Here is a 21834-nt window from a genome sequence, read left to right as displayed (position 1 = left end):
CGCCACCCTGGGGCAGCGGCGGGTCAGGTGACGCCGAGGGTGGCGGCGAGCCGCGTCAGGGCGGCCGGGGCCGCCGCCGACCGCGCCACGACGCCGACGAGGTCCCTCGCCGCCGGCCGGTCGTGCACCTCGCCCCGGGCGGTGCGCTCCGCGTCCAGCAGCGCCCGGCCGGCGCGCAACCCGTCGCCGGCCGACGCGTACAGGCGGGCCACGTCCAGCAGGTACGCGGCCCGGTGTTCGGGCGGCAGCCACCGCCATCCGTCGCCGGCGATCAGCCTCTCGTGGCGTACCGTCGCCGCCGTGACCTGGCCGAGCGCGGACCCGGCGACCACCCGGGCGGCCTCGACCGCCGCCCACCCGAAGCCCTCGCCGCCGGAGTCGCCGCCGCCGAAGCCCTCGCCGCCGAAGCCACCGCCGTCAGTGCCGCCGGGTCCGGCCACCCGGGCTGCCTCATCGGCCCGGCTGAGCAGCTCGCCGGCGGCCCGCTCGTCGCCCCGGCCGGCGGCGGCCAGGGCGGCCTGGATCAGCAGCGCCCCGCGCACGGCCGGGCCGTCGGCGGGCGCGGCACCGGACAGGCAGGGCCCGACGCGGTGGGCGGCCACGACCGCCGCCTCCACCGCCGACCGCAGCCGCCCACTCGCCCGCAGGGCCTGACACAGCGGTACGGTCGCGGCGGCGGCCAGCCACGGGTCGGCGGCGGCCGTGGCGACGGCCAGGCCCCGGTCGGCGGCCAGCCACGCCAGCTCCCCCTGGCCGACCTTCACGAGCACCAGCGCGACCAGCCCGTACCCGGACGCCAGCAGACCGTCGGCCGCCCGGCCCGGACAGGTGGCACGCGCCTCGCGGGCGGCGTCGAGCAGGCCCGGCAGCAGGGCGAGCAGCTCCGGGTACCGGGCGTGCCGGTAGCTCTGCTCCGCATGCCCCAGCCGGGCCCGCACCTGGGCCACGTCGGGCGGCCGGGCCGGGGCCGCCACGTGGTACCGGGCGAGGGCGGCCCGGACCCCCTCCACGCCCCGCGCCACGCCCGCCGCGGCCCGGTCCGCCGGCGCGGCTCGATCCGCCAGCAGCATCTCCAGGTCGATCCGGAGCGCCTCGGCGACCTCCCGCAGGCTGGACACCCGCTCCAGCCGGCGCACCCCGCGCTCGACCTTGTCCACCCAGCTCTTCGACTTGCCGAGGCGGTCGGCGAACTGCTGCTGCGTCATGTTGCGCCGCACCCGCCAGTGGGCGACCCGGCGGCCGACCGGCAGCTCGTTCACCCGCCGGGCCGTCCCGCTCACCCGAGGACCCCGAGAACCAACAGCACGAGTACGACCACCGCGATCGTCGCGCCGTAGGCGTGCTGCCGCCGGCTGACCGGCGCGCGGGCGGGCCGGGGCGGACCGGGCACCCGGTCCCCGTCGGGTTGTGGAGGCCGGCCGTCGGGCATCGGGTACGCCGGCGGCAGCGGCCCGTCGTGCGGGCGCTCACGCATCTGCGCCTCCTTCGAGGTCAGGGGCTGTCGGAGGGCGGGGCGCGAGGGGGCCGCCCCGCCCGGGTAGGAGGCACTCCGTTTGCTGACGAGAGGCCCTCATCCGCAACCTAGAGTGCAGTGAGTACAGAGTCAACCCAACATGCACAGAATGCTGTGTCGGGTGGCATGCTCGGAGGGCTGACGAGAGGTGGCCCTGCCATGCCCAGACAACCTGTATACGAGCAGGTCATCGACGATGTCACCGCGTCGATCCGAAGCGGCACGCTCAAGCCCGGCGACAAACTGCCCTCCATCACCGAGTTGTGCGAGCAGTACCGCGCCAGCGCGACGCCGATCCGACTGGCCCTGCGGATCCTCGACGAGCGGGGTTGGATCGAGGTGCACCAGGGCAAGGGCTCGTTCGTGGCGCAGAGCCCTCCGGCGACAGCCGGGTAGATCTTGGTAAGTTTCGGCCCCCAGAGGGGCCGTTTGATACCAAGATCTACCACCTTGGGGAGCACGAGTCGCCGGGCGATCCACGCGCCTGCGACCGGGGTGGAGCAAGGCGGTCAAGCAGGGCGGCCATCAGCCGGGGTTGCGCCCCACTCCGCCACTCCCACCGCCTCCACTCCCACCGCTTCCGCTCGCCACCGCCCCCACTCGGCACTAACGACCACCCAACGTCACCATCGCCGAGCAAGCACCAAGCATGGACGCGCCCTTTGCTCTGCACCCACATACGCAACGCTCACGCAGCGCAACACCCCCTCCCACCCCTCCAAGCATCCACATACTTAATAGAAGCAGCTAGAACCGGGTGCTGCGTCGATGGGTGCAGAGCAAAGGAAGGGCGAAGGGTTGAGCTTGGTCGGGCAGGGGTCACCGACAGTAGGACCCGTCGCACCATTCGAGCCCAGCAGCACTCACACCACGGAGCGTGAACATGCCGCAGGTCGCGGGCCACGCGATGGAGCCGCGGGACCACGGGATCAGAGCCCGGCACGACACCCCGCCCGCCACCCACGGGGGGCATCCACCAGCTCAGCGCTCCGCGAGGGCTTGATCGCGCACCGTGATTCCGCGTAGCGTCTGGCATCGATGGATACGAACGGGTCCGCGCAGGTGCTGGACATCCTCGACAAGGTCGCGCCGGCCGAGTTCGTCCCGGCCAGCCCGCACAACTTCGTCGTACGACCGGGGGGCTCGGTGCCGGCGGAGAGCCTGCTCGGCGACCCCGACGTCAGCCTGCACTGCCTCGACGACGAGCACCGCCTCGCGTACTTCGTGCAGGCCCCGCCCGGGGTCGACCTGGCCGGCGGGCCGTTCCTCTACCTCGACCAGTACCGGGCCGCGCAGCGGCTGGTCACGGTGCCCTACGAGACCCTGCACCGGCTCGCCGACGGCCTGCCCGACCCGGCCCGGCTGGTCCTGGTCTACTCCGTCGGGCGCTGCGGGTCGACGCTGCTCAGCAGGGCGTTGGGCGAGGTGGCCGGGGTGCGCAGCTACTCCGAGCCCGACGTCTTCACCGAGATCGCGCTGCTGCGGCACGAGGACCCGGACCGCGACGCGGAGTACGCGCGGCTGATCCGCAGCTGCGTCCGCGTCCTCGCCAACGCCGGGAGCGACACCGGGAGCGGGGGCGCCGAGACGCTGGCGGTCAAGTTCCGGGCCAGCGGCATCCAGCTCGGCGACCTGTTCCACGAGGTGTTCCCCGCCGCCCGGGGCGTGTTCCTGCACCGCGACGCGCGCCCGTGGCTGGAGTCGATGCACCAGGGCTTCACGCCGCACCTGCCCGACCCGGGGGCGCAACTGGCGTTCCTGAAGTACGTGCTGGCCCAGGCCCCGTTGATCATGCCCTTCGTCGCCCGGCACGAACGGCAGCCGACGCCGACGGAGGCGTACGTGTTGACCTGGTTGTCGGTGCTGGACCGCTACCGCGCGCTGCGCCGCGCCGAGGTGCCGCTGCTGCCGGTGGCCTACGAGGCGCTCGCCGCCGACCCGAAGGCGACCCTCGCCGCCGTGCTGGACCACTGCGGCCTGCCGGCCGACGGCGTCGACGCGGCGTACGCGACCTTCTCGGCCGACTCGCAGGAGGGCACCGTGCTGTCCCGGGCGAGCCGCCGCAGCAACCCGGCGGCGGCCCTGGCCGCGGAGGACCACGCGCAGGCGCGGGCGGTCCTCGCGGAGCATCCGGTCGTCGACCCGGACGACCCGCTCGTGCGGGGATTGATCGAGCCGTAGCGGGATCCGGGGAGAGCTTGCCCGCGCGCGAGACGATCTCGCACAGGTAGGTTGACAGGGTGACTGGACGGTTCCCGATCGAAGACGTGTCCCCCGCCGTCTCCTGCGGTCGCTACCCGGCCAAGGCGGTGGTCGGCGAGGCGGTGCCGGTGTCCGCCTGCGCCTACCGGGAGGGGCACGACGCGCTGGGCTGCAACGTGGTCTGGCTCGGCCCCGACGGGCGGGCCCGGCCGTTCACCCGGATGCGCCCCGGCGAGCCCGGCCACGACCGGTGGCACGCCACCATCCGCCCCGACGCCGTCGGCGAGTGGACCTTCACCGTCGAGGCGTTCCAGGACCCGTACCTGACCTGGCAGAACGCGGTCACCAAGAAGATCGCCGCCGGGCAGGGCGCGGCGGAGCTGGCCAACGACCTGGCCGAGGGCGTACGCGTGCTGACCGCCGCCCTGGCCGTGGTGCCGGCGGGCGACGTGGCGCGGGTCAAGGCGGCGGTGGCCGCGCTGGACGACGACGGCCGGGAACTGCCCGCCCGCGTCGCCCCGGCCCTCGACCTGGCCGACCTGCTCTGGGCGCATCCGGTCCGCGAGCTGGTCACCACCGGCGACGAGCACCGGCTGTGGGTGGACCGCCCCCGGGCACTCTTCTCCGCCTGGTACGAGTTCTTCCCCCGCTCCGAGGGGGCGATCCCGGCGACCGTGGACGCCCCGGCCCGCTCCGGCACCTTCGCCACCGCGATGGACCGGCTGCCCGGCGTCGCGGCGATGGGCTTCGACGTGCTCTACCTTCCGCCGATCCACCCGATCGGCCGGGTCAACCGCAAGGGCCGCAACAACGCGCTCACCGCCGGGCCCGACGACGTGGGCTCGCCGTGGGCGATCGGCGCGGCCGAGGGCGGCCACGACGCCATCCACCCCGATCTGGGCACGCTGGAGGACTTCCGCGACTTCGTCGCCGCCGCCGCCGAGCAGGGCCTGGAGGTGGCGCTGGACCTCGCCCTGCAGTGCGCGCCGGACCACCCGTGGGTCACCGAGCACCCGGAGTGGTTCACCACCCGGGCCGACGGCAGCATCGCGTACGCGGAGAACCCGCCGAAGAAGTACCAGGACATCTACCCGCTGAACTTCGACAACGACCCCGAGGGCATCCGGGCGGAGATCCTGCGGGTGGTGCTGCACTGGGTCGGCGAGGGCATCCGGATCTTCCGGGTGGACAACCCGCACACGAAGCCATTCGACTTCTGGCACTGGCTGATCGCCGAGGTGAAGAAGGTCGACCCGGACGTGCTGTTCCTCGCCGAGGCGTTCACCCGGCCGGCGATCATGAACGGGCTCGGCAAGATCGGCTTCACGCAGTCGTACACCTATTTCACCTGGCGCACGACGGCCGCGCAGATGCGGGAGTACTGCGAGGAGTTGGTCGCCTCCGCCGACCACATGCGGCCCAACTTCTGGCCCAACACGCCCGACATCCTGCACGAGTCGTTGCAGCACGGCGGCCCGCCGATGTTCAAGATCCGGGCGGTCCTGGCGGCGCTGCTGAGCCCCTCCTGGGGCATGTACGCCGGCTACGAGCTGTTCGAGCACGTGGCCCGCCCCGGCGCGGAGGAGTACCTCGACAACGAGAAGTACGAGCTGCGGCCCCGCGACTGGGCCGGCGCGCAGGCGCAGGGGCGGTCACTGGCCCCGTTCATCGCCACCCTCAACCGGGTCCGGCGCGACAACCCGGCCCTGCACCGGCTGCGCAACCTCGTCTTCCACGACATCGACAACCCGGCGCTGCTGTGCTGGTCCAAGCACGACCCCGACACCGGAAACACGGTGCTCGTGGTCTGCTCGTTCGACTCGCAGACCGTGCAGTGGGGCAACACCACCCTGGACATGCCGGCGCTGGGCCTCGACTGGGCCGACCGGTTCACCGTGCACGACGAGCTGACCGGCGCGGTCTACGACTGGGGGCAGCGCAACGCCGTGCGGCTCGACCCGTACCTCCAGCCCGCGCACGTGTTCACCGTGCGCCGGCCCGCCACCGCAGACACCGCCCCCACCACCGACGCCGTTGCTGCTGCTGACAAGGACGAGCCACGATGGACGAGCTGATCGCCGGCACCGCGCACGACCCGCACGCCGTGCTCGGCGCGCACCCCGCCGACGGGCGCACCACGATCCGCACGCTGCGCCGGGGCGCCCGGCGGGTGAGCGCCGTCGTCGGCGGGCAGCGGTACCCGATGACCCGGGTCCAAGACGCGGGCGTGTTCGAGGTCGTCCTGCCGGGCACCGTGCTGGACTACCGGGTCGACGTCGACGGCGCGCTGCGCGACGACCCGTACCGGCACCTGCCCACCCTCGGCGAGCTGGACCTGCACCTGATCGGCGAGGGCCGGCACGAGCGGCTGTGGGAGGCCCTCGGCGCGCGGGTGCTCGACGCGGGCGTCGCGTTCGCCGTGTGGGCGCCCAACGCGCGCGGCGTGCGGGTCGTCGGCGACTTCACCGGCTGGAACCCCGACGACGGCTGGCCGATGCGGTCGCTGGGCTCCAGCGGCGTGTGGGAGATCCTGGTGCCCGACGTGCCGGCCGGCGCGAAGTACAAGTACCGGGTGCTGGGCGCCGACGGGCGGTGGCGGGACAAGGCCGACCCCCTCGCCGCGTACGCGGAGGTGCCGCCGGCCACCGCGTCGGTGGTGCACCGCTCGGCGTACGAGTGGACCGACGACGACTGGCTCGCCCGCCGGGCGCGGCGGCAGCCGCACCAGGAGCCGATGAGCGTGTACGAGGTGCACCTCGGCTCGTGGCGGCCCGGCCTCGGCTACCGGGAGCTGGCCGAACAGCTCACCGCGTACGTGACGGAGCTGGGCTTCACCCACGTGGAGTTCCTGCCCGTGATGGAGCACCCGTTCGGCGGCTCCTGGGGCTACCAGGTCACCGGCTACTACGCGCCGACGTCCCGGTTCGGAAACCCCGACGACTTCCGGCACCTCGTCGACACGCTGCACAACGCCGGCATCGGGGTGATCCTGGACTGGGTGCCCGCACACTTCCCCAAGGACGAGTGGGCGCTGGCCCGCTTCGACGGCACCCCGCTCTACGAGCACCCCGACCCGCGCCGCGGCGAGCACCCCGACTGGGGCACGTACGTCTTCGACTTCGGCCGCCGCGAGGTGCGCAACTTCCTCGTCGCCAACGCGCTGTACTGGTGCGACGAGTTCCACATCGACGGGTTGCGGGTCGACGCGGTGGCGTCGATGCTCTATCTCGACTATTCCCGGCCCGAGGGGCAGTGGGCCCCCAACGTGCACGGCGGCCGGGAGAACCTGGAGGCGATCGCCTTCATGCAGGAGGTCAACGCCACTGTCTACAAGCACCACGCCGGGGTGGTGATGATCGCCGAGGAGTCGACGGCGTGGCCGGGAGTGACCCGGCCCACCGCCGACGGCGGGCTCGGCTTCGGGTTCAAGTGGAACATGGGCTGGATGCACGACACCCTGCTCTACACGTCGAAGGACCCCATCTACCGCCAGCACCACCACCATCAGCTCACCTTCTCGCTGGCGTACGCGTGGAGCGAGAACTACGTGCTGCCGATCAGCCACGACGAGGTGGTGCACGGCAAGGGCTCCCTCGTCGCGAAGATGCCCGGGGACACCTGGCAGCAGCTGGCCAACGCGCGGGCGCTGCTGGCGTACATGTGGGCGCACCCGGGCAAGCAACTGCTGTTCATGGGCTGCGAGCTGGGCGACGACCGGGAGTGGAGCGAGGAGCGCGGCCTCGACTGGTACCTGCTGCACGACCCCGCGCGGGCCGGCGTGCAGCGCCTCGTCGGCGACCTCAACCGCGTCTACCGGGACACCCCGGCGCTGTGGGCGCAGGACACCACGCCGGCCGGGTTCCGCTGGATCGCCGGCGACGACGTCACCCACAACACGGTGTCGTTCGTGCGGATCGCCCCCGACGGCGCGACGCTGGTGTGCGTGGCGAACTTCTCGGCGCGGCCGCTGGAGGACTACCGGGTCGGGCTGCCCGCCGCCGGGACGTGGACGGAGGTGCTCAACACCGACGCCCACCACTACGGCGGCTCGGGGGTGGGCAACCTGGGCGAGGTGCACGCGCAGGGCGTGCCGTGGCACGGGCTGCCGGCGTCGGTGGCGCTGCGGGTGCCGCCGCTGGGCGTGCTCTGGCTGCGCCGCGACTGACCAGGCGAGGGACGCCCCTGGACGGCGGTCCAGGGGCGCGGTGGTGGCACCCCGTTCAGGGAAGTTCGGGCGCGAACGCCGGCATCATCCGCTCAGCCACGAGGCGCAGTTGGCCCTTGATGTCCGGGACGTTCGGGACGTCCTCCCCGGAGAACAGCTTCACGAGCGCCGCGTCGGCGAGCGCGAGGATCATGTGGTTGACACCCGACGGTTGGATGTCCGCCTTGATCTTCTCGACGCACTCCTCCGGCGTGCCGGCGATCGAGAGCTTCTCGGCGTACTCCGGGCGGAAGCGCTCGACCGCCGAGGCGATGTCGCCGGCGCTCAGGGCGTCCACCACCGGCTGCAACTCCGCCGCGTCGATGCCGTGGCGGGCGAGTTGCTCCTCGGGCATCGACGAGACGTAGAAGGCGACCAGGATGCGCGCGGCGCGCTTGGCCGCCGCGGAGTCCTCCGACACGACGGTCACGACCCACGCGCCGATGTCGAGCTCGCGCCAGTCGCGGCCCGCGCGCTCGGCACCGACGCGGACGTGCTCGGCCATGTAGTCGTAGGCCTCCCGCGAGTACGACAGCGCATGGTGCAGGCCCTCGGCGAGCTCGCCCGCCACCTCGAACGAACGCGGCCCCCTCATTCCGCCAAGCTTGATCGGGATCTGCTCCTGAACGGGGCGCGCGAACGTGTAGAGGCCGTTGTAGCGGAAGAACTCGCCCTCGAACGTGATCGTGCCGTCGGCGAGGAACGTCCGCATCACGTGAAGGGCCTCCTTGAGCCGCGACAGCGGCTTCTGGTTGGCCCAGTCGATGCCGTACTGCGCCAGCAGGCCGAAGTTTCCGGTCGACACGACGAGTTCGACGCGCCCGTCGGTAAGCTCGTCGAGCGTCGCGGCCTGCTGGCAGATCAGCGTCGGCTCGCGCAGGAAGACGTGGGTCACGTTTGGTCCGAACCGGATCCGCCGGGTCTTGTCGGCTGCCGCCGCGAACAGCACCCAGCCCTTCCCCCAGAGGCAGCCCGATAGAATAGTAGTTACACACCCAGTCCCGGCTCGGGACGCTCGCGTTATCCAATTCCGAATCCTTTCGAAGATTATCGCCGCAAATGACCGAAAAGCCAGAACGGGCTCGATCCAGCGCATCATTAGCGTCAGCAGGACGATGTGCGGCGGAAGGTTTCCCGCTCGCCACTGTCGGGATCATCGACGTATCGCCACAGTATGACCTCGCCCCGCCAACCGCGTTCCACCTCCAGCCCCACACGAGCCCTTGCATCCTTCATCACCAGCGTTGCCTCGGTGCTGGCGGTCAGGCTTCGCTCCAGCTCCAGCTCGCCCGTACCAGAAATCCTCTCCAATTCGGCAGCGGCGTTCCGGCCGAATGTGATGTTAGAAGCCGAGAACGAACCGTCCGACGCGAAACTGATCGACCCCTTCAACTGCGACTCGAACGTGCCGCACAGGGCTTCGACCTGGACTGGCGGCCAGACAGTGCGACCGAACGTGCCGCAGCAGATCAACAGCAGGACCACGCCGCCAACAACAACGAACTTCCGCTTTCGTTGCATTTCGCTTGCACGACACCTTCCACACGGCGACCGCCAATTCCCCAGAATATTGTCAGGCCACCTTGTCGAATGCACACCCCGATTCCTTGACGATCTCAGCAGGGGTCAGCATCTTCTCCGACCGGGCTCCCTGGTTGTAAAGGAACTCCACACCGTCGGGGTCCGCATCCGCCGCATAGGACGGCACCGCCGCCGCTCGGAACACATCGGAAACGACATGCTCGGCATCACCCCGGCGTACGGTAAGTTCGATGCCAGCGACGTCCGGTAGTGGACCGCGACTGCCCGCCGCAACAATCACCCGTGCGAACGCCTCCTCCACACCGATAATGATGGCTCCCTTCGCCACCGCTTCGGTCCGCGGTTGCTCGACCTCCCAGTACGTGAAGCCAGCTTCGGCGATCGCAACGGCCGTCTGCTTCGAGGCCGCATCATTGTCATAGACCTCCACGCCCTCGATCCGCTCGCCCTCGCAGAGCGGCGCGAGAACATGTATCCGTTGACCGATCCGCGCGACGCCGACAGCATAGACCGAGTCACCCGGGACGATCCATTGACAGCCGGACACCACCATCATGACCACGGCAACGGGGACCCACGGAAGGTGCTTCAGCACGGCACCCCTAGATGAAAGCCAGCCTGAGAACGGCTCAACGCGATTCGAGTCCACAGTCACCTTCTTTCAGATACTGCAGCTCCTCTTCGTCGCTCTCGGGGTCGTTCGCCAGCAGGCGCAGGGCTCCGCTCAGGTCCCGACGAGTTCTGACCTCCAGGCTGGCGCGAGCCTGCTCGAAGCGCAGTGTCAGCACACCCTCGACCGACGCGCCCTGCCCGAACTCCCATGAACCGCTGCCGGAGATCACCGAATCCGCGAAGGGCACATCCACGGCCGAGAAAGAGCCTTCCCGCCTTACGTCAATCCGGCTTCCGGTGGATGCACGCCATGCACCACAGAGCGCCTCTTCGTCGACAGGAGGCCAGACGAAGTGCCCCACGCTGACCCAACAGCAAGCCAGGACCAGGAGGCACGCCAACCCCACCGCGTAGGGCCACCTCTTCGACAATGTATCCACCCCTGTTGCCGGCAGCGTCGTAAGTGTAGGAGTGCTTCCGGTTGCCCCGCCGCGGGTGGCCGGCCCGGCCTCGTCTCGACCCGGGCCGCTACCCGGTGCGCCCCGTCACGCGGATCTTGCCCGAGAGGCCGAGCACCGTCGGGGCCACGTACTCCAGTTCCACGGTCTCGCCCACGCCGACCGTGACCTCGTGCTCGGCCACGGCGAAGTCGTCGGTGCCGCCGACGGGCACGACGACCCGCACGCTGCTCGGGCCGGCCGGCACCGAGAACTCGTGGCTGCCCCAGCCGGGCACGGGCACCTCGACACCGGCGAGCAAGCAGCCGCGGCCCGGTCGACCGGTACAACTCCGCGAAGGGACCGTCGGGACAGGTGAAGGTGATCCGCAGGCACGGGCTCGTCGGCCCAGGGTAGGGGTCGGGGCGATTGGTCAGGATGACGGGCAGCGGCACGACCCTGTTGCGCCGCGCCTCGCGGCGGTTCACCCAGGCGAAGTACCGGGGAACACCGACCACCGCAGTGATCAGGTAGACGCCGACGGCGAGGATCAGCATCATGGTCAGCGCGATCCGTGCCATGCCCAGGATCGTCACGGCCAGCGCCCACACCCGGGACACCGGCCGGCCGTACCGGCAGTCGGTGTTGCCCTTGCCGAAGCACGCCTCCCGGAAGTCGACCGGCCCGCCCCGGTCTGCCGGGGTGACGGCGGAGTTGCGGGTGACGATCCGCACCTCGCGCCCGTCGCCGGTCCGGACGGTCACCGCACAACGCCACCAGTAGCCGAAGCCGTCGCCGCTAACCGGCCCGACCCTCCGGCACTCCCCCACCATGCCCTGCGCCGGACGCTCCGCCGGGGTGGACTTCACCACTCCCGTGCCCGAGTAGAAGCCCGTGATCGTGTTTAACACCAGCCACGAGACGACGATGGCCACGGCGCAGGCGACCGCCGTTCCGAACTGCGCCAGCCGGCCCCAGAACGGCCCGCGTCGCTCGTACGCGGCAATCATCTCGCGCTGCCTCGCCGCGGTCTCCTCGGGAGAGGTCAGGCTCACCACGGCCCCCCTGTCCGGCCGCCGCCGTCGGACGGTCGACCCGTCGCGTTCCCCGAGACTGCCCGCGCGCTCTCGCCTTCGTCGATGAACATCACGACGAAAATCGCCAGGAGCCAGGTGATCGCCGAGGACGGCCTCCCCCGACTGGGCACGCTCATGCCTGCGACGCGAGCAGGTACGCGCCGCCGGTCAGGGCCACCACACCCAGCAGCACCATCAACATCCCGAACGCCCGGTCGAACAGGATGAAGCGATCCCGAGGTCGCTCGTCGACTCGACTCGTCCTGCCGCCGAGACCGATCGGGCGCACGAGGCGTTGGGCCAGCTCGATGTGCCGGGCCGCGATGCCCCGGTAGTCGGCCGCGAGAGCCAGACCCGTCACGATCAGGAGCAGTCCGAAGGAGACTGCCACAACCGCTCGCCCCACGATGACACCTCCGCGTACGGGGGCGGGCTCCGGTGCCGGTCCCCACATCGATCGTCAGAATGAGCACGGCACAGAGCATCCGTCGTTCTACCCGGTGGACCCGTCTGCCTTGCGGGGAAACAGGCGGGCGTGCAGCCGAAGGTACCTGGGCGCACCAAGGACAGCCCTGACGACGGCAACGACGGCGCTCCCGCCAAGGATGATCATCAGAAACCAGCCCAGCTTGCCGACGGCCAACAGCAGGCCCTCCAGCCACTGGTTGGCGGCCCTGCCGTACTCGCAGTTGCCGTCGCGGCAGCTCTCCCTGATCTCCACAGTCCGGCCCAGGTCGTCAGGGGTCAGGACGGAGGGACCCACCCGGACCACGCGCGTTGCTCCGTCACCGTCCCGCAGGATGGCATCGCAGTCCCACCAGTACCCGAAGCCGTACCCGCTGATCGGACCGACCCGCGCGCACGCCCCACCCGTGGCCTGCACGGCCCGTTGCTGGACCCGATCAACATCACCGCGATGGTGATCACCGCCGACGCCGCGCACCCGAGCCACGACACCGCCAGCTACCTGGTACCACGCCAGGGCGGCTACGTGTTCACCGTCAAAGCCAACAGACCCGCCCTGCTCGCCGCGATCACCAACCGACTCCCGGTGGCAACCACTGCCACCAGCACCAATGTCAGTGCCGAACACCGCAGCGGCTTGCGAATCATCGGCACAATCTGGACCGCACCCGCAACCGGCATCGATTTCCCCGACGCCGGGCGCGGTGTTCCGGCTCCGCCGCGACGTCTACGCTCCGGACGGGCAACGCGTCAGCAAACAGATCCTCCACGGGGTCACCAGCCTGACCAGCCGAGATCGCTGGCTACGTGCGCACCTACTGGTGGGTGGGAAAATTAAGATCCACTGGGTCCGTGACATCCTGCTCGGCGAGGACACCCACCACGCCTACCTCGGCGGCGTCGCCCACCCCATGGCCGCACTACGCAACCTCGCGATAGCCCTGATCCGCCTCGCCGGCCACACCCGAATCCAGCAGGCCATGGAACGTCACCACGCCAGCAAGATGCTCATTCCCGCCCTACTCGACGCATCCCGCCCATGATCAACTGACTTGGTTTTGGCTCTGGGTACCCACGGCCAAACAAGCCACCGACATAAGCTAGGCACTGATCTTGTCAATAGTCATCACCTGTTCCACCCGCCTGACAATGCGCTAGTCTTCGAGCGCGTAGAAAACAACCATACTCGGCCAGTCTCCAAACTCGTTCACTTCGCCGGCACTGAAGTTCAGACCGAGGACGCTGACATTTCCGTCAGCCTGCAGTGAATCGATCGACTCAGCGACATGGCGCAACAAGCCAGCCACATCTCCCTGCCCCTCCCCAAGAGGAAGGCCGATCGAATAGTAGTTGCACACCCAGTCCCGGCTCGGGCCATTCGCGTTACTCAAGTTCGAATCCCCTCGAAGCTTATTGCCATCAAGACTCAAGAAACCACAGCGGATTGATCCGGCACACTAGTACGCAGACGACAACTGCACCGACCGCGACCGCCACCCCAGTTACTGCGCGAAACGTCGTCAGCACGACAACTTGCGATGGAAGGCTTCCCGCTCGCCGCTGTCAGGGTCATCGACCTATCGCCACAGCGTGAGCTCTCCCCGCCAACTGCGCTCCACCTTCATCCCACATGAGCCCACGAGCTCGGCCCGATCCTGTCACAGCCTATTCAAACGTTCGTCGAAATCGGCGACTGCACTCTCCATAACACTTTTGGGCTGCGGATCGCCGCCGAGTTCCAGGTAGAGGAGATACTGGCCGTACCTAGCCCAGTATCCCCACACCTGGCAGTCTTCCAGCACGTCGGCACGGGAATTCCCCCTGTTTCCGCAGAAGAATTCGCGAGAATCTGCATGCAAGGATACAGAGGGGGAGACATCGACGACGAGATCGCGTTCCGCGCCATTGCCGAACCTCGGCCGCGGGTTGGCCGTTCGGTAGTGCCAGTAGGCTGACAAGGGCGCCTTCTCGACCCAAATTTCCTGCCGAAATGCCAAGCCTCCTGAGGACTGCCACTCCACGACCAGCTCACCAGGCATTCGGTCGCCGACATGTCTTCCCGCAAAGTCAATCCCATCGACCTGATAGTCAACCTTCCACCCTTTGCCCGACAAACCCGGGACGGACTCCGGGTCGGAGGCAGCCACGCTCTCTGCCGAGACGGAGGTGCGCTCGGAAGACTCGATCTTAGCGAACGCGGAAGCCAGGAAGACAGCAATGAAGAGTGCAGCCAACAGCACCGCGACCCACACCCTCTTGATCCTTTGTGCCGCCACCCAGACTTCCCCGATCAGCAGAGTTATGCCCGTGCCCTCGCCTGCGAGGCCCACGCTATAGCAGCAGGCAGACCGCATGATGCAACCGAGGAGACAGAATGTTGCTTACATACCGGGTACCAATAACCCGCTGTCAGCACCTGAGGAATCTCACGGTATAGCCCTCGTCAGGATCGCTTTCGTACCCGAAGAGGCCGATCTCCCCTTCATTCGTCCTACGAACGATCAGCTCACCGGAAGGCGGGTTCTTGGATAAGCCAAGCTTGTCGAAATCCAGGCGAAGCCGGGGCGACGTCGCGGTTTCACCGAAGACCCAACTGCCGCTGCCAGCCGTGGGTTGCGTACCCCCGTAGTCCCGCTTGAGGATGTAGCCCTCCACATATTCGTCATCACCCTGCAGAACCACAAAGAAGTCGTGTGAGATCTTTACGACATCGAATGTTCCTCCGGCCTCGACCGTCAGGATATCTTCGCCGCCCGAACACCATTCCCCCGTCATGTCCACGGCCAGAATCGGCGGCGTTGGCGCTTGGCTGCAGGCACCAACCATGGCACCTGCAGCCAGGCAAGCTAACGACATAAGCGAAGAACTACCCTTGCTAGGAGTTGCGCCAATCTGACTCCTTCTGCCCGTGCTAGCTTTCAAGCGCGTAGAAGACGACCACCCTCGGCCAGCCTCCAAATTCATTCACCTCGCCGTTGCTGTAGTTTATCCCGAGAATGCTGGCAGTTCCATCAGAGCACAGCGCATCGATAGAGTCAGCGACATGCCGCAGCAACCCAGCCACATCTCCCTGCCCCTCCCCGAAAGGAAGGCCGATCGAATAGTAGTTGCACACCCAGCCCCTGCTCGGGACATTATCCCTACTCAACCTTAACCCCCAGAACAGGTTACCTCAACACTCAAGAAACGAGGGCTGGATTGATCCAGCATACCAATATGCAGACGACGACCGCGCCGACCGAGACGGCCACCCCACCGGCCGCTGCCGCATTTCCTGGCACCGGCGCCTCGAACTTGACACCCTCCCCGCCCTCCTCTTTCTTCTTCCCCCCCGCGCCGTAGTGACTCCGTCTCTTCTGCCCGTTACGCGAGTCGATCTTCTCATTTGTGGTCTGCTTGGCCTTCGCTCTCTCATACACCTTGCGGTCAACCGGGAGGCCATCTTTCCGATCCTTCAGCACCTGCCTCTCTTCCTCCGTTAGCTGCTCACGAATATTGCGCTTACCACGCCCCCCGGATGCGGCCCAGCAGACATCTGAGTCCCTGCATTCTTCCATCTCTTGCACTTCTTGCTGGAGCGTACGCTCATTGGAAGCCAGCAATTCCTGGGCCTCTTGCCGCTTCCGTCGCTCCTCGTTACTGAGGCACGAATCCGGGAGAGGGCATCCGCGGTGCCCCAGTCCCCGAAACCCGCCGGCATTGATGCCTTTTCGATGGATTCTAGCGCGAGTAGTGCTCTTACGGCTCCTTTCACCCCATTCTACGTTTCTGGTACTACCACATCCGTATCTGCAGCCCGTCGTGGGGCTATATCCGTAACAGTCAAAATGCTTGCAGTCGTCAGGAATCAATCCGGTCGGGTCGCTAAGGGTGACCGGGGTGTTGTTGGCGTAGGAGTAGCCGTTCCACTGTTGTGGTTGGCCGGTGTCCTGAAGCGAGTCGACGGAGGCGAAGCGTCCGATGACCGGGTCGTAGGCGCGGGCGCCAACGATGGTGAGCCCGGTCGGGCTGATCGGCTTGTTGAGGAAGCCACGGTTGTCGGGAACGGCCACCGCCGCACCCCGGGCCGCCCCGTACGGCGTGTACTGCCGCCAGGTGGGGTTCTGCGCGGTGTTGTCGAGGTACAGGGTGGGGGTGCCCTGGTGGTCGGCGACGGCGAAGGTGTAGGCCGTGCCGCTGCCGGAGCGGATGCAACTGCCGCCGCCCGGCAGGTCGTGGTAGCGGTTGCCGTCGACGGCGTTGGTGGCGGTGTTGAGGGTGAGCTGCTGCCCCGGCAGGTAGAGGGTGGTCTTGCCGGGTTCCCTCTGGAGCAACAGGTTGCCGTCGGCGTCGTAGGTGAAGGTGTTGTTGCCGCTGGTGCCGCCGGTGACGCTGGTCAGCTTGCCGGCATCGTCCCAGGCGAGGGTCTGGTTGCCCTGGGCGGCGTTGCGGCCGGTGGTGTTGCCGGCGGCGTCGTACGTGTAGGAGGTGCTCCCGGTCGCCCCGCCGCTGGTGGCGGTGGAGGTCAGGGTGTGGGGCTTGTTCTGCCCGTTGCCGTCGTAGGTGTAGGTGGTGGTCGTGTCGGTGCCGCCGGTCAGGTTGTGCTCGACCTGCTGGGTGCGGTTGCCGATCGGGTCGATGGTCCAGGTGGTCCAGTAGGCACTGCCGGCGCCGACGGTGTTGCCGACCATGGTCTTGTCGGCGTTGGTCGGCGTGGTGGCGCAGGCGTCGGTGGCGGTCCACGCGTCGGTGAGGCGGGCGAGGCCGTCGTAGCCGTAGCACTGGGTCTCGGCCGGGGTGGTGACCCCGAGGCGTTTGCTGGTCTTGCGGGTGATGTTGCCGACCAGGTCGTACCTGTACTCCTGCTCGTCGACGGTGGCCGGGGTGGCCGTGGAGCGGGTGACGAGCTGGTTGGTCAGCCGGCTGGTGTGGGTGTCGTAGGTGTTGGTGACGTAGGCGGCGCTGGTGGCGGTGCCGATACTCTGCTGGTTGACCCGGCCCCAGGCGTCGTAGGTGACGCCGGTGGTGTAGGCGGCGAGGCCCGCGAGGGTGGTGGGCAGGTCCAGCACGCCGGAGTAGCCGTGCAGGACGGTCTCCGCGGGCAGGCTGCCCTTGGCCGGGTACGTGTCGGTCAGCGGCAGGCCCAGCACCGAGGTGTACGAGTGCCCGAAGACGTACGAACCGGCGAGGGCACCCTCGGTGGTGGGGATGGTGACGGTCTGCCCGAGGCTGCTGCCGAAGACGTTGAACGCCTTCTGCTGGGTGATGTAGGGCTGGCCGTCGCGGTAGGCGGTGGTGGTGGTGAGCTTGCCGATGGCGTTGGTGACCCCGGCGACGGCGTTGCTGTTGTCGTACACCCAGGCGGCGCGCTGATTCGCCGACGACTGGCTGGCCACGGTGGCAGCGTACTCGCCGGTCTTGCGGTCGAGGGCGTCGTAGGTGAACGACAGGGTCTTGGTGCGGCCGTCGGTGGACTGGACGAGGTTGCCGTTGGCGTCGTAGACCATGCTGCTGTTGCCGGCGTCGGGGTCGGACTTCGCCACGACCTGGCCGAGCAGGTTGTAGGTCGAGGTCCACACGTTGTTGTCGGCGTCGGTGAGCGTCGCCTGGTTGCCGCGGCTGTCGTAGCCGTACGTGCTGGTCGTGGCGGTGCCGCCGGTGACGGTGAAGTCGCCGGTGAAGGTGTCCGCCGGGGTGGTCACCGTCGGGCGGGCCTGGTATTCGTGCAGCTCCTTCTCGCGGCCCAGCGGGTCGGTGACGGTGGCCTTGACCACGCCACCCGTAGGCGGCACGACCGTGGTGCGGTCTCCGGCGTGGACCGTCGTGGTGGTGGAGACGGTGACGCCGTTCTTCGCCGCCGTGGTGACGATGGCGCGGCCGAGGCCGTCGTAGGTGGTGAAGGTCTGGTGGGGCACCTGCTTGCCGAGGGTCGCCGCCGACACCGGCGTGGTGACCGCGGGCGTGGTCGCGTCGTCCCACCAGCCGTTGTAGGACGCCCTGGTCCAGCCCCGGGTGTCGTAGAACGTATCGCTGATCATCCGGCCGCCCTGCGGGGTGACCGTCTGCGTCTGCCGGCTGCGCAGCAGGGCGTCGTAGAGGGTCACCGAGGTCTGGTAGCCGTTGGAGTTGTTGAGCTTCTGGCTGGTCACCGCCGTCACGCCGGTCTTGGACACCGTGTAGGTGAACTTCTGGTTGGCGTTGCTGCTGGTCGCCCGGTTGTACAACCAGACGGCGGTGGCGCGGCCCAGGGCGTCGTACTGCTGCCGGGTCACCACGCTGTTCGCGTCGGTGCTGGTGAGCATGCCGCCGCGCTTCGGGTTGATCGTGGCCGACGACGTCTGGAGCAGCGCATTGGTCGTCGACGTCCCGGTGACCAGGGCGACGGCGTTCATGGTGTAGCCGGTCGTCGTCTTGTTGTTCCTGGCGTCGTACTCGTCGACGACGCGGCCGTACGTGTCGTAGGTGGTCTTCCCGCTGGTCTGCCAGACGTAGGCGCCGGAGGTGTGGTCCCTGGCGAGCTGGGTGAGGGTGACGTCGCCCTTGGTCGGGGCGGCGGCCTGCGGGAACGTGGTGGCGAACGTCGGGTCGTCGTAGAAGTTCCGCTCGACCTTGACCACCTGCGCCGGCCGGTTCACCGTCGCCGGGGCGGTCAGCGCGTTGACGCTGCCCGGCTCGGAGGCGGGGCTGCCCTGGGTGAACCCGCCGCACGCCACCGACACCGTCTCGGTCTGGCTGACCAGCCCGGCCAGGTTCGCGCCCGCGTTGACCGGGGCGTACGTGTAGCTGGTGCACTGGTCGTACGCGGTGTTGACCGGCACCGTGTAGGTGTAGGTGTGCTTCAGCTCGCCGAAGGTGGCGCTGGCGGTGTTCGCGTCGTAGCTGTTGTCGCTGGCCGTGTAACGCCAGGTCAGCGACGCGCCGCTGGTCACCGCCTGCCGCGCGTACGTCTTGATCGGCGCGACCCACTGTGCGGTCAGGGCCGACAGGCCGGTGCGCGAGCGGGTGGCGGTGGCCCCGGACACCCAGTAGGAGGTGATGGTGGAGGAGTCGACCCGGCCGCCCTCACCGAGATACTGGGTCGTCTCCAGCTCCCTGCCGGCGAGTTCGTCGATGTCCTCGTGGACGCCGCCGGCCGAGTCGGTCAGGTTGACCACGGTGGTGGAGTTGTTCTTGCTCATGCCGCGGTGGTAGGCGACCTCGGACTGCGTGCGGCGGTCGTTGACGCCGTCTCCGCTGAAGGTGCGCACCTTGGCGTAGCCACGGAACTGCCCGTAGGTGCGGTACTTGGCCTTGACGACCTCGTTCTCGTCGTAGCGCCAGGCCGCCCCGCCGAGGTAGCTGTAGCTGGTCGACAGCGCCGGCGCCCCGCCGGTCGGGTCGGTGGAGGTGACCCGGGTGACCGCGTACTTGTGGAACCAGTCCAGCTTCGGGTTCACGTACCCGTCGGGGGTCCAGTAGACCGGGTAGCACGACTTGGTGTTGGTGGCCGGGGCGGTTGTCACCGGCGCGGTGCACGGCGCCGGCAGCTCGTAGCTCGGGGAGATCACCGAGCCGGTCTCGGTGGTGATCGTGTTGATGCGCTGCCGGTAGAAGTTCGGCAGCCCGCCGGTGGTGTCGACCCGGTTGGCCAGCTTGACCCCGGTGAACGACACCGACGGCAGGGTGATCGCCGCCGTCGAGCCGCCCGCGCTCGTGTCGTGGCCGGTGCGGGCGACCGACGTCAACCACAGCGTCGGGGAGGTGCCGTCGCCGGTGGCCGGCATGGTGTGCGACAGGGCGTACGAGTCGACCGCCTCGTACGCCGACGTGGCCGTGTTGTACTGCTGCGCCTCGATGGACGTCAGGCGGACCGTCGAGAAGAACGACGGGCTCCAGTCGTCGCAGTCGGTGCCGGAGTTGCAGATCAGGTCGAACGGCACATCCGGCCAGTTCGCCTTGTTGGCCGAGTTCAGCGGCTGGCACGTGCCCGACAGGCAGCGGTCGCCGGTGGTGAACACCACCCGGTTCGGCACGGTGCCGTAGGCGTTGCCGTCGGTGAAGCCGTAGTCGATGCGCGACAGGTTGCTGTCGCGCACGTACGACACGTCGGTGGCGCCCTTGTTGCGGCCGTAGAAGTTGGTGGCCTGCTGGTAGTAGTAGGCCATCGCGTTGCCGTGGACGTCCTTGACGTAGTCGAGGTTCCACCGGTAGGCCATCGTGCACACCGACGAGGAGAACCCGGCCGCGTTGTAGCACGGGTTCCCCGAGTGCGGCGAGTAGACGGGGGTGTGGTCGACGGACTTCGTCTCGGCCTTGCCCGACGTCCAGCCCGGCAGGCGGTTGCGGCCGAACTCGTACACCGTGCCGTCGCGCAGCGTCACCCGCCAGTAGTCGGTGTTGTAGGTGCCGGTGCCGTTGTTCGAGTTCACGACGTGGGTGATCACCTCGCCGTTGTCCGACTCCGGCTTCCACTCGCTGCTGCCCGAGTCCCACACCAGCGACGTCGACGACCCGTTCAGCGACAGGGTCAGGATCGGCCCGTCGTAGCAGCGGTCGTAGGTCTTGACCGGCGAGGCGCTGCCGCCCGGATCGTCCATGCAGGAGGCAAAGGTCTGCTCCACGTACGAGCGGGGCGTCGACCATCCGTCGCCCACCCACGACGACTGGGCGTTCGTCGACGCGGTCTGCCCGTCGACGCTGCCCGAGTCGTAGGAGAGGGCCACCGTGGGCACCAGGTCCGACGCCGCCGGCGGCACCGTCACCGGATACGAGTACGTGAACGAGCCCGTGTTCCCGCCGCCGGTCCACGAGCCGGACGGCTTGAGGTCGGTGGCCGCGTAGGTGCCGCCGTTGCCGCCCTCCTCGCCGGCTGCGGCCACCGCCGCCAGCACCACGCGCGCGCCGGACGCCGACGCGGTCATCGGCACCTCGGCCGAGACGGTCCGCGCCGCCGGGTCGTTGGTGGACGCCAGGGGCTGCGCCGTGCGGCACGCCGCCGCCTTCGGCGTGGTCAGCGCGCACTCGGGCAGCCGGACCAGCCGCAGCCGCGACCCGTAGTTGCCGCCGAACGCCTCCGCGAAGCCCGCGTAGTCCACGCCGACCCGCGCCGCGCCCGACGACCGGTCCGGCGTCACCGACAGCAGCACGCCGTCGACGCCGGCCGCCTCGGCGGCCTTGCGGCCGGCCACCGTCACCGCGAGCCGCTTCGGCCCGGAGGATTGTCCGCTTTTGACAGCCACCGGCTGCGCCCACACCGGCGTGCCCGCCGCCCGCGCCTTCGGCGACCCCGCCGACAACGCCTGCGGTGTCCCCAACTCGACCTGCGCCGACGCGGCGGCCGGCCACACCGTCCGTGCGGGGCGGTGGGTCGACTTCGCGTCGTCGCGCGGCGTGACGAACCGCGTCGGCATCGGCTTGACGCCCTTCACCGAGGGGCCCGGTGACGTCGCGGGCGGCTTCGCCGCACCCTCGCCCTTCGGCTTCGCGGCGGCCGGCGTGCCTGACCACAACCCCGCCACCAGCGCCGTCGACACGACCACCGCGACCAACCGTCTCGGTCCAGTCAACAGGCGTGTTCCCCCGTGCCCGACCATGCGCGCTCCACTCCACAGAAGACAGAAAGCCACGCAGCGTGCCCGAACGAGCACCCACGTGGCGCGAACAATGTTTCACGTCCACTCAGGCCGGAGGTCACGGCAAGGTAACGATAGGAGGGTGGCGCGCGGATCAAATGCGCCACAGGGAGTCCGAAAGGGACAACCCGATGTGATGTTCGGCGTTCCCCGTGGTCGCGCGGGCTGATTCACTGTGCCCGCCCACCGGACG

The 21834-nt window shown here is 69.0% G+C and carries 18 protein-coding genes and 1 pseudogene; 5 read left to right on the top strand and 14 right to left on the bottom strand.

The genetic code is table 11. From position 1 onward, the window contains the following. Positions 1–23 precede the first annotated feature (23 nt). Together ACVMYR_RS18910 and ACVMYR_RS18905 are read right to left on the bottom strand one after the other, a co-directional pair. Positions 24–1280 carry a helix-turn-helix domain-containing protein gene (locus ACVMYR_RS18910; protein ID WP_228986335.1) on the bottom strand — a complete coding sequence of 419 codons (1257 nt, stop codon included), beginning with the start codon at positions 1278–1280 and terminating at the stop codon, positions 24–26. After that, positions 1277–1474, bottom strand: a complete 198-nt coding sequence (locus tag ACVMYR_RS18905) for a hypothetical protein (protein ID WP_077937114.1) — start codon at positions 1472–1474, stop codon at positions 1277–1279. The genes ACVMYR_RS18910 and ACVMYR_RS18905 overlap by 4 nt, the downstream gene beginning before the upstream one ends. Positions 1475–1672: 198 nt before the next feature. On the opposite strand from ACVMYR_RS18905, the gene ACVMYR_RS18900 reads away from it, so the two are divergent. The 4 genes from ACVMYR_RS18900 to glgB all read left to right on the top strand — a co-directional run bounded on the left by ACVMYR_RS18900 (position 1673) and on the right by glgB (position 7880). Beyond that, the gene (locus ACVMYR_RS18900) at positions 1673–1909 is read left to right on the top strand and encodes a winged helix-turn-helix domain-containing protein (RefSeq protein WP_077937113.1); all 237 of its coding nucleotides are present in this window, start codon (positions 1673–1675) and stop codon (positions 1907–1909) included. A 642-nt stretch (positions 1910–2551) separates the two neighbouring features. Further along, positions 2552–3694, top strand: coding sequence for a sulfotransferase family protein (locus ACVMYR_RS18895; protein ID WP_077937112.1), 1143 nt, complete (start codon positions 2552–2554; stop codon positions 3692–3694). Positions 3695–3753: 59 nt separating this feature from the next. Continuing rightward, the gene (locus ACVMYR_RS18890; RefSeq protein WP_077937111.1) at positions 3754–5790 is read left to right on the top strand and encodes an alpha-1,4-glucan--maltose-1-phosphate maltosyltransferase; all 2037 of its coding nucleotides are present in this window, start codon (positions 3754–3756) and stop codon (positions 5788–5790) included. Next, on the top strand, positions 5778–7880 hold the full coding sequence (glgB, locus tag ACVMYR_RS18885; protein WP_457122343.1) for a 1,4-alpha-glucan branching protein GlgB: 2103 nt from the start codon (positions 5778–5780) through the stop codon (positions 7878–7880). The genes ACVMYR_RS18890 and glgB overlap by 13 nt, the downstream gene beginning before the upstream one ends. A 55-nt stretch (positions 7881–7935) precedes the next feature. Here the strand turns inward: glgB and ACVMYR_RS18880 are convergent, their stop codons facing one another. The 8 genes and pseudogenes from ACVMYR_RS18880 to ACVMYR_RS18845 form a co-directional block, all read right to left on the bottom strand. Continuing rightward, on the bottom strand, positions 7936–9015 hold the full coding sequence (locus ACVMYR_RS18880) for an LLM class flavin-dependent oxidoreductase (RefSeq protein WP_457122398.1): 1080 nt from the start codon (positions 9013–9015) through the stop codon (positions 7936–7938). Between the two features lie 8 nt (positions 9016–9023). Further along, complete coding sequence (locus tag ACVMYR_RS18875; protein ID WP_144082606.1) at positions 9024–9440, bottom strand: hypothetical protein; 417 nt, start codon at positions 9438–9440, stop codon at positions 9024–9026. Between the two features lie 52 nt (positions 9441–9492). Next, positions 9493–10056 (bottom strand): hypothetical protein, encoded by a 564-nt coding sequence (locus ACVMYR_RS18870; RefSeq protein ID WP_457122342.1) that lies wholly within the window; start codon positions 10054–10056, stop codon positions 9493–9495. Positions 10057–10090: 34 nt separating this feature from the next. Then, positions 10091–10327 (bottom strand): hypothetical protein, encoded by a 237-nt coding sequence (locus ACVMYR_RS18865; RefSeq protein WP_457122341.1) that lies wholly within the window; start codon positions 10325–10327, stop codon positions 10091–10093. 274 nt (positions 10328–10601) lie between these two features. Continuing rightward, a complete protein-coding gene (locus tag ACVMYR_RS18860) occupies positions 10602–10814 on the bottom strand; it encodes a hypothetical protein (RefSeq protein ID WP_457122400.1) in 213 nt (70 codons plus the stop codon). Positions 10815–11109: 295 nt separating this feature from the next. Then, positions 11110–11520 (bottom strand): annotated as a pseudogene (locus tag ACVMYR_RS18855) (DUF6346 domain-containing protein); the annotation flags it as partial. Positions 11521–11719: 199 nt separating this feature from the next. Continuing rightward, positions 11720–11947 carry a hypothetical protein gene (locus tag ACVMYR_RS18850; protein ID WP_457122340.1) on the bottom strand — a complete coding sequence of 76 codons (228 nt, stop codon included), beginning with the start codon at positions 11945–11947 and terminating at the stop codon, positions 11720–11722. 132 nt (positions 11948–12079) lie between these two features. Then, positions 12080–12529: a DUF6346 domain-containing protein gene (locus ACVMYR_RS18845; protein ID WP_457122339.1), complete on the bottom strand. Its 450-nt coding sequence runs from the start codon at positions 12527–12529 to the stop codon at positions 12080–12082. Positions 12530–12755: 226 nt separating this feature from the next. On the opposite strand from ACVMYR_RS18845, the gene ACVMYR_RS18840 reads away from it, so the two are divergent. Continuing rightward, positions 12756–13094 carry a hypothetical protein gene (locus ACVMYR_RS18840; RefSeq protein WP_457122338.1) on the top strand — a complete coding sequence of 113 codons (339 nt, stop codon included), beginning with the start codon at positions 12756–12758 and terminating at the stop codon, positions 13092–13094. Positions 13095–13205: 111 nt separating this feature from the next. On the opposite strand, the gene ACVMYR_RS18835 is transcribed toward ACVMYR_RS18840, so the two are convergent. From ACVMYR_RS18835 to ACVMYR_RS18820, 4 genes are all read right to left on the bottom strand, one after another. Further along, positions 13206–13442: a hypothetical protein gene (locus tag ACVMYR_RS18835; RefSeq protein WP_457122337.1), complete on the bottom strand. Its 237-nt coding sequence runs from the start codon at positions 13440–13442 to the stop codon at positions 13206–13208. Positions 13443–13709: 267 nt separating this feature from the next. Beyond that, on the bottom strand, positions 13710–14303 hold the full coding sequence (locus ACVMYR_RS18830) for a hypothetical protein (RefSeq protein WP_457122336.1): 594 nt from the start codon (positions 14301–14303) through the stop codon (positions 13710–13712). Positions 14304–14460: 157 nt separating this feature from the next. Continuing rightward, positions 14461–14832, bottom strand: a complete 372-nt coding sequence (locus tag ACVMYR_RS18825) for a hypothetical protein (protein ID WP_457122335.1) — start codon at positions 14830–14832, stop codon at positions 14461–14463. 398 nt (positions 14833–15230) lie between these two features. Beyond that, on the bottom strand, positions 15231–21575 hold the full coding sequence (locus ACVMYR_RS18820) for an RHS repeat-associated core domain-containing protein (protein WP_457122334.1): 6345 nt from the start codon (positions 21573–21575) through the stop codon (positions 15231–15233). Positions 21576–21834: the final 259 nt, after the last annotated feature.

This window comes from Micromonospora sp. PTRAS2 (genome assembly GCF_054052245.1).
Note: the sequence above shows the minus strand (reverse complement) of the source record. Positions and strands in the feature narration are given on the sequence as shown.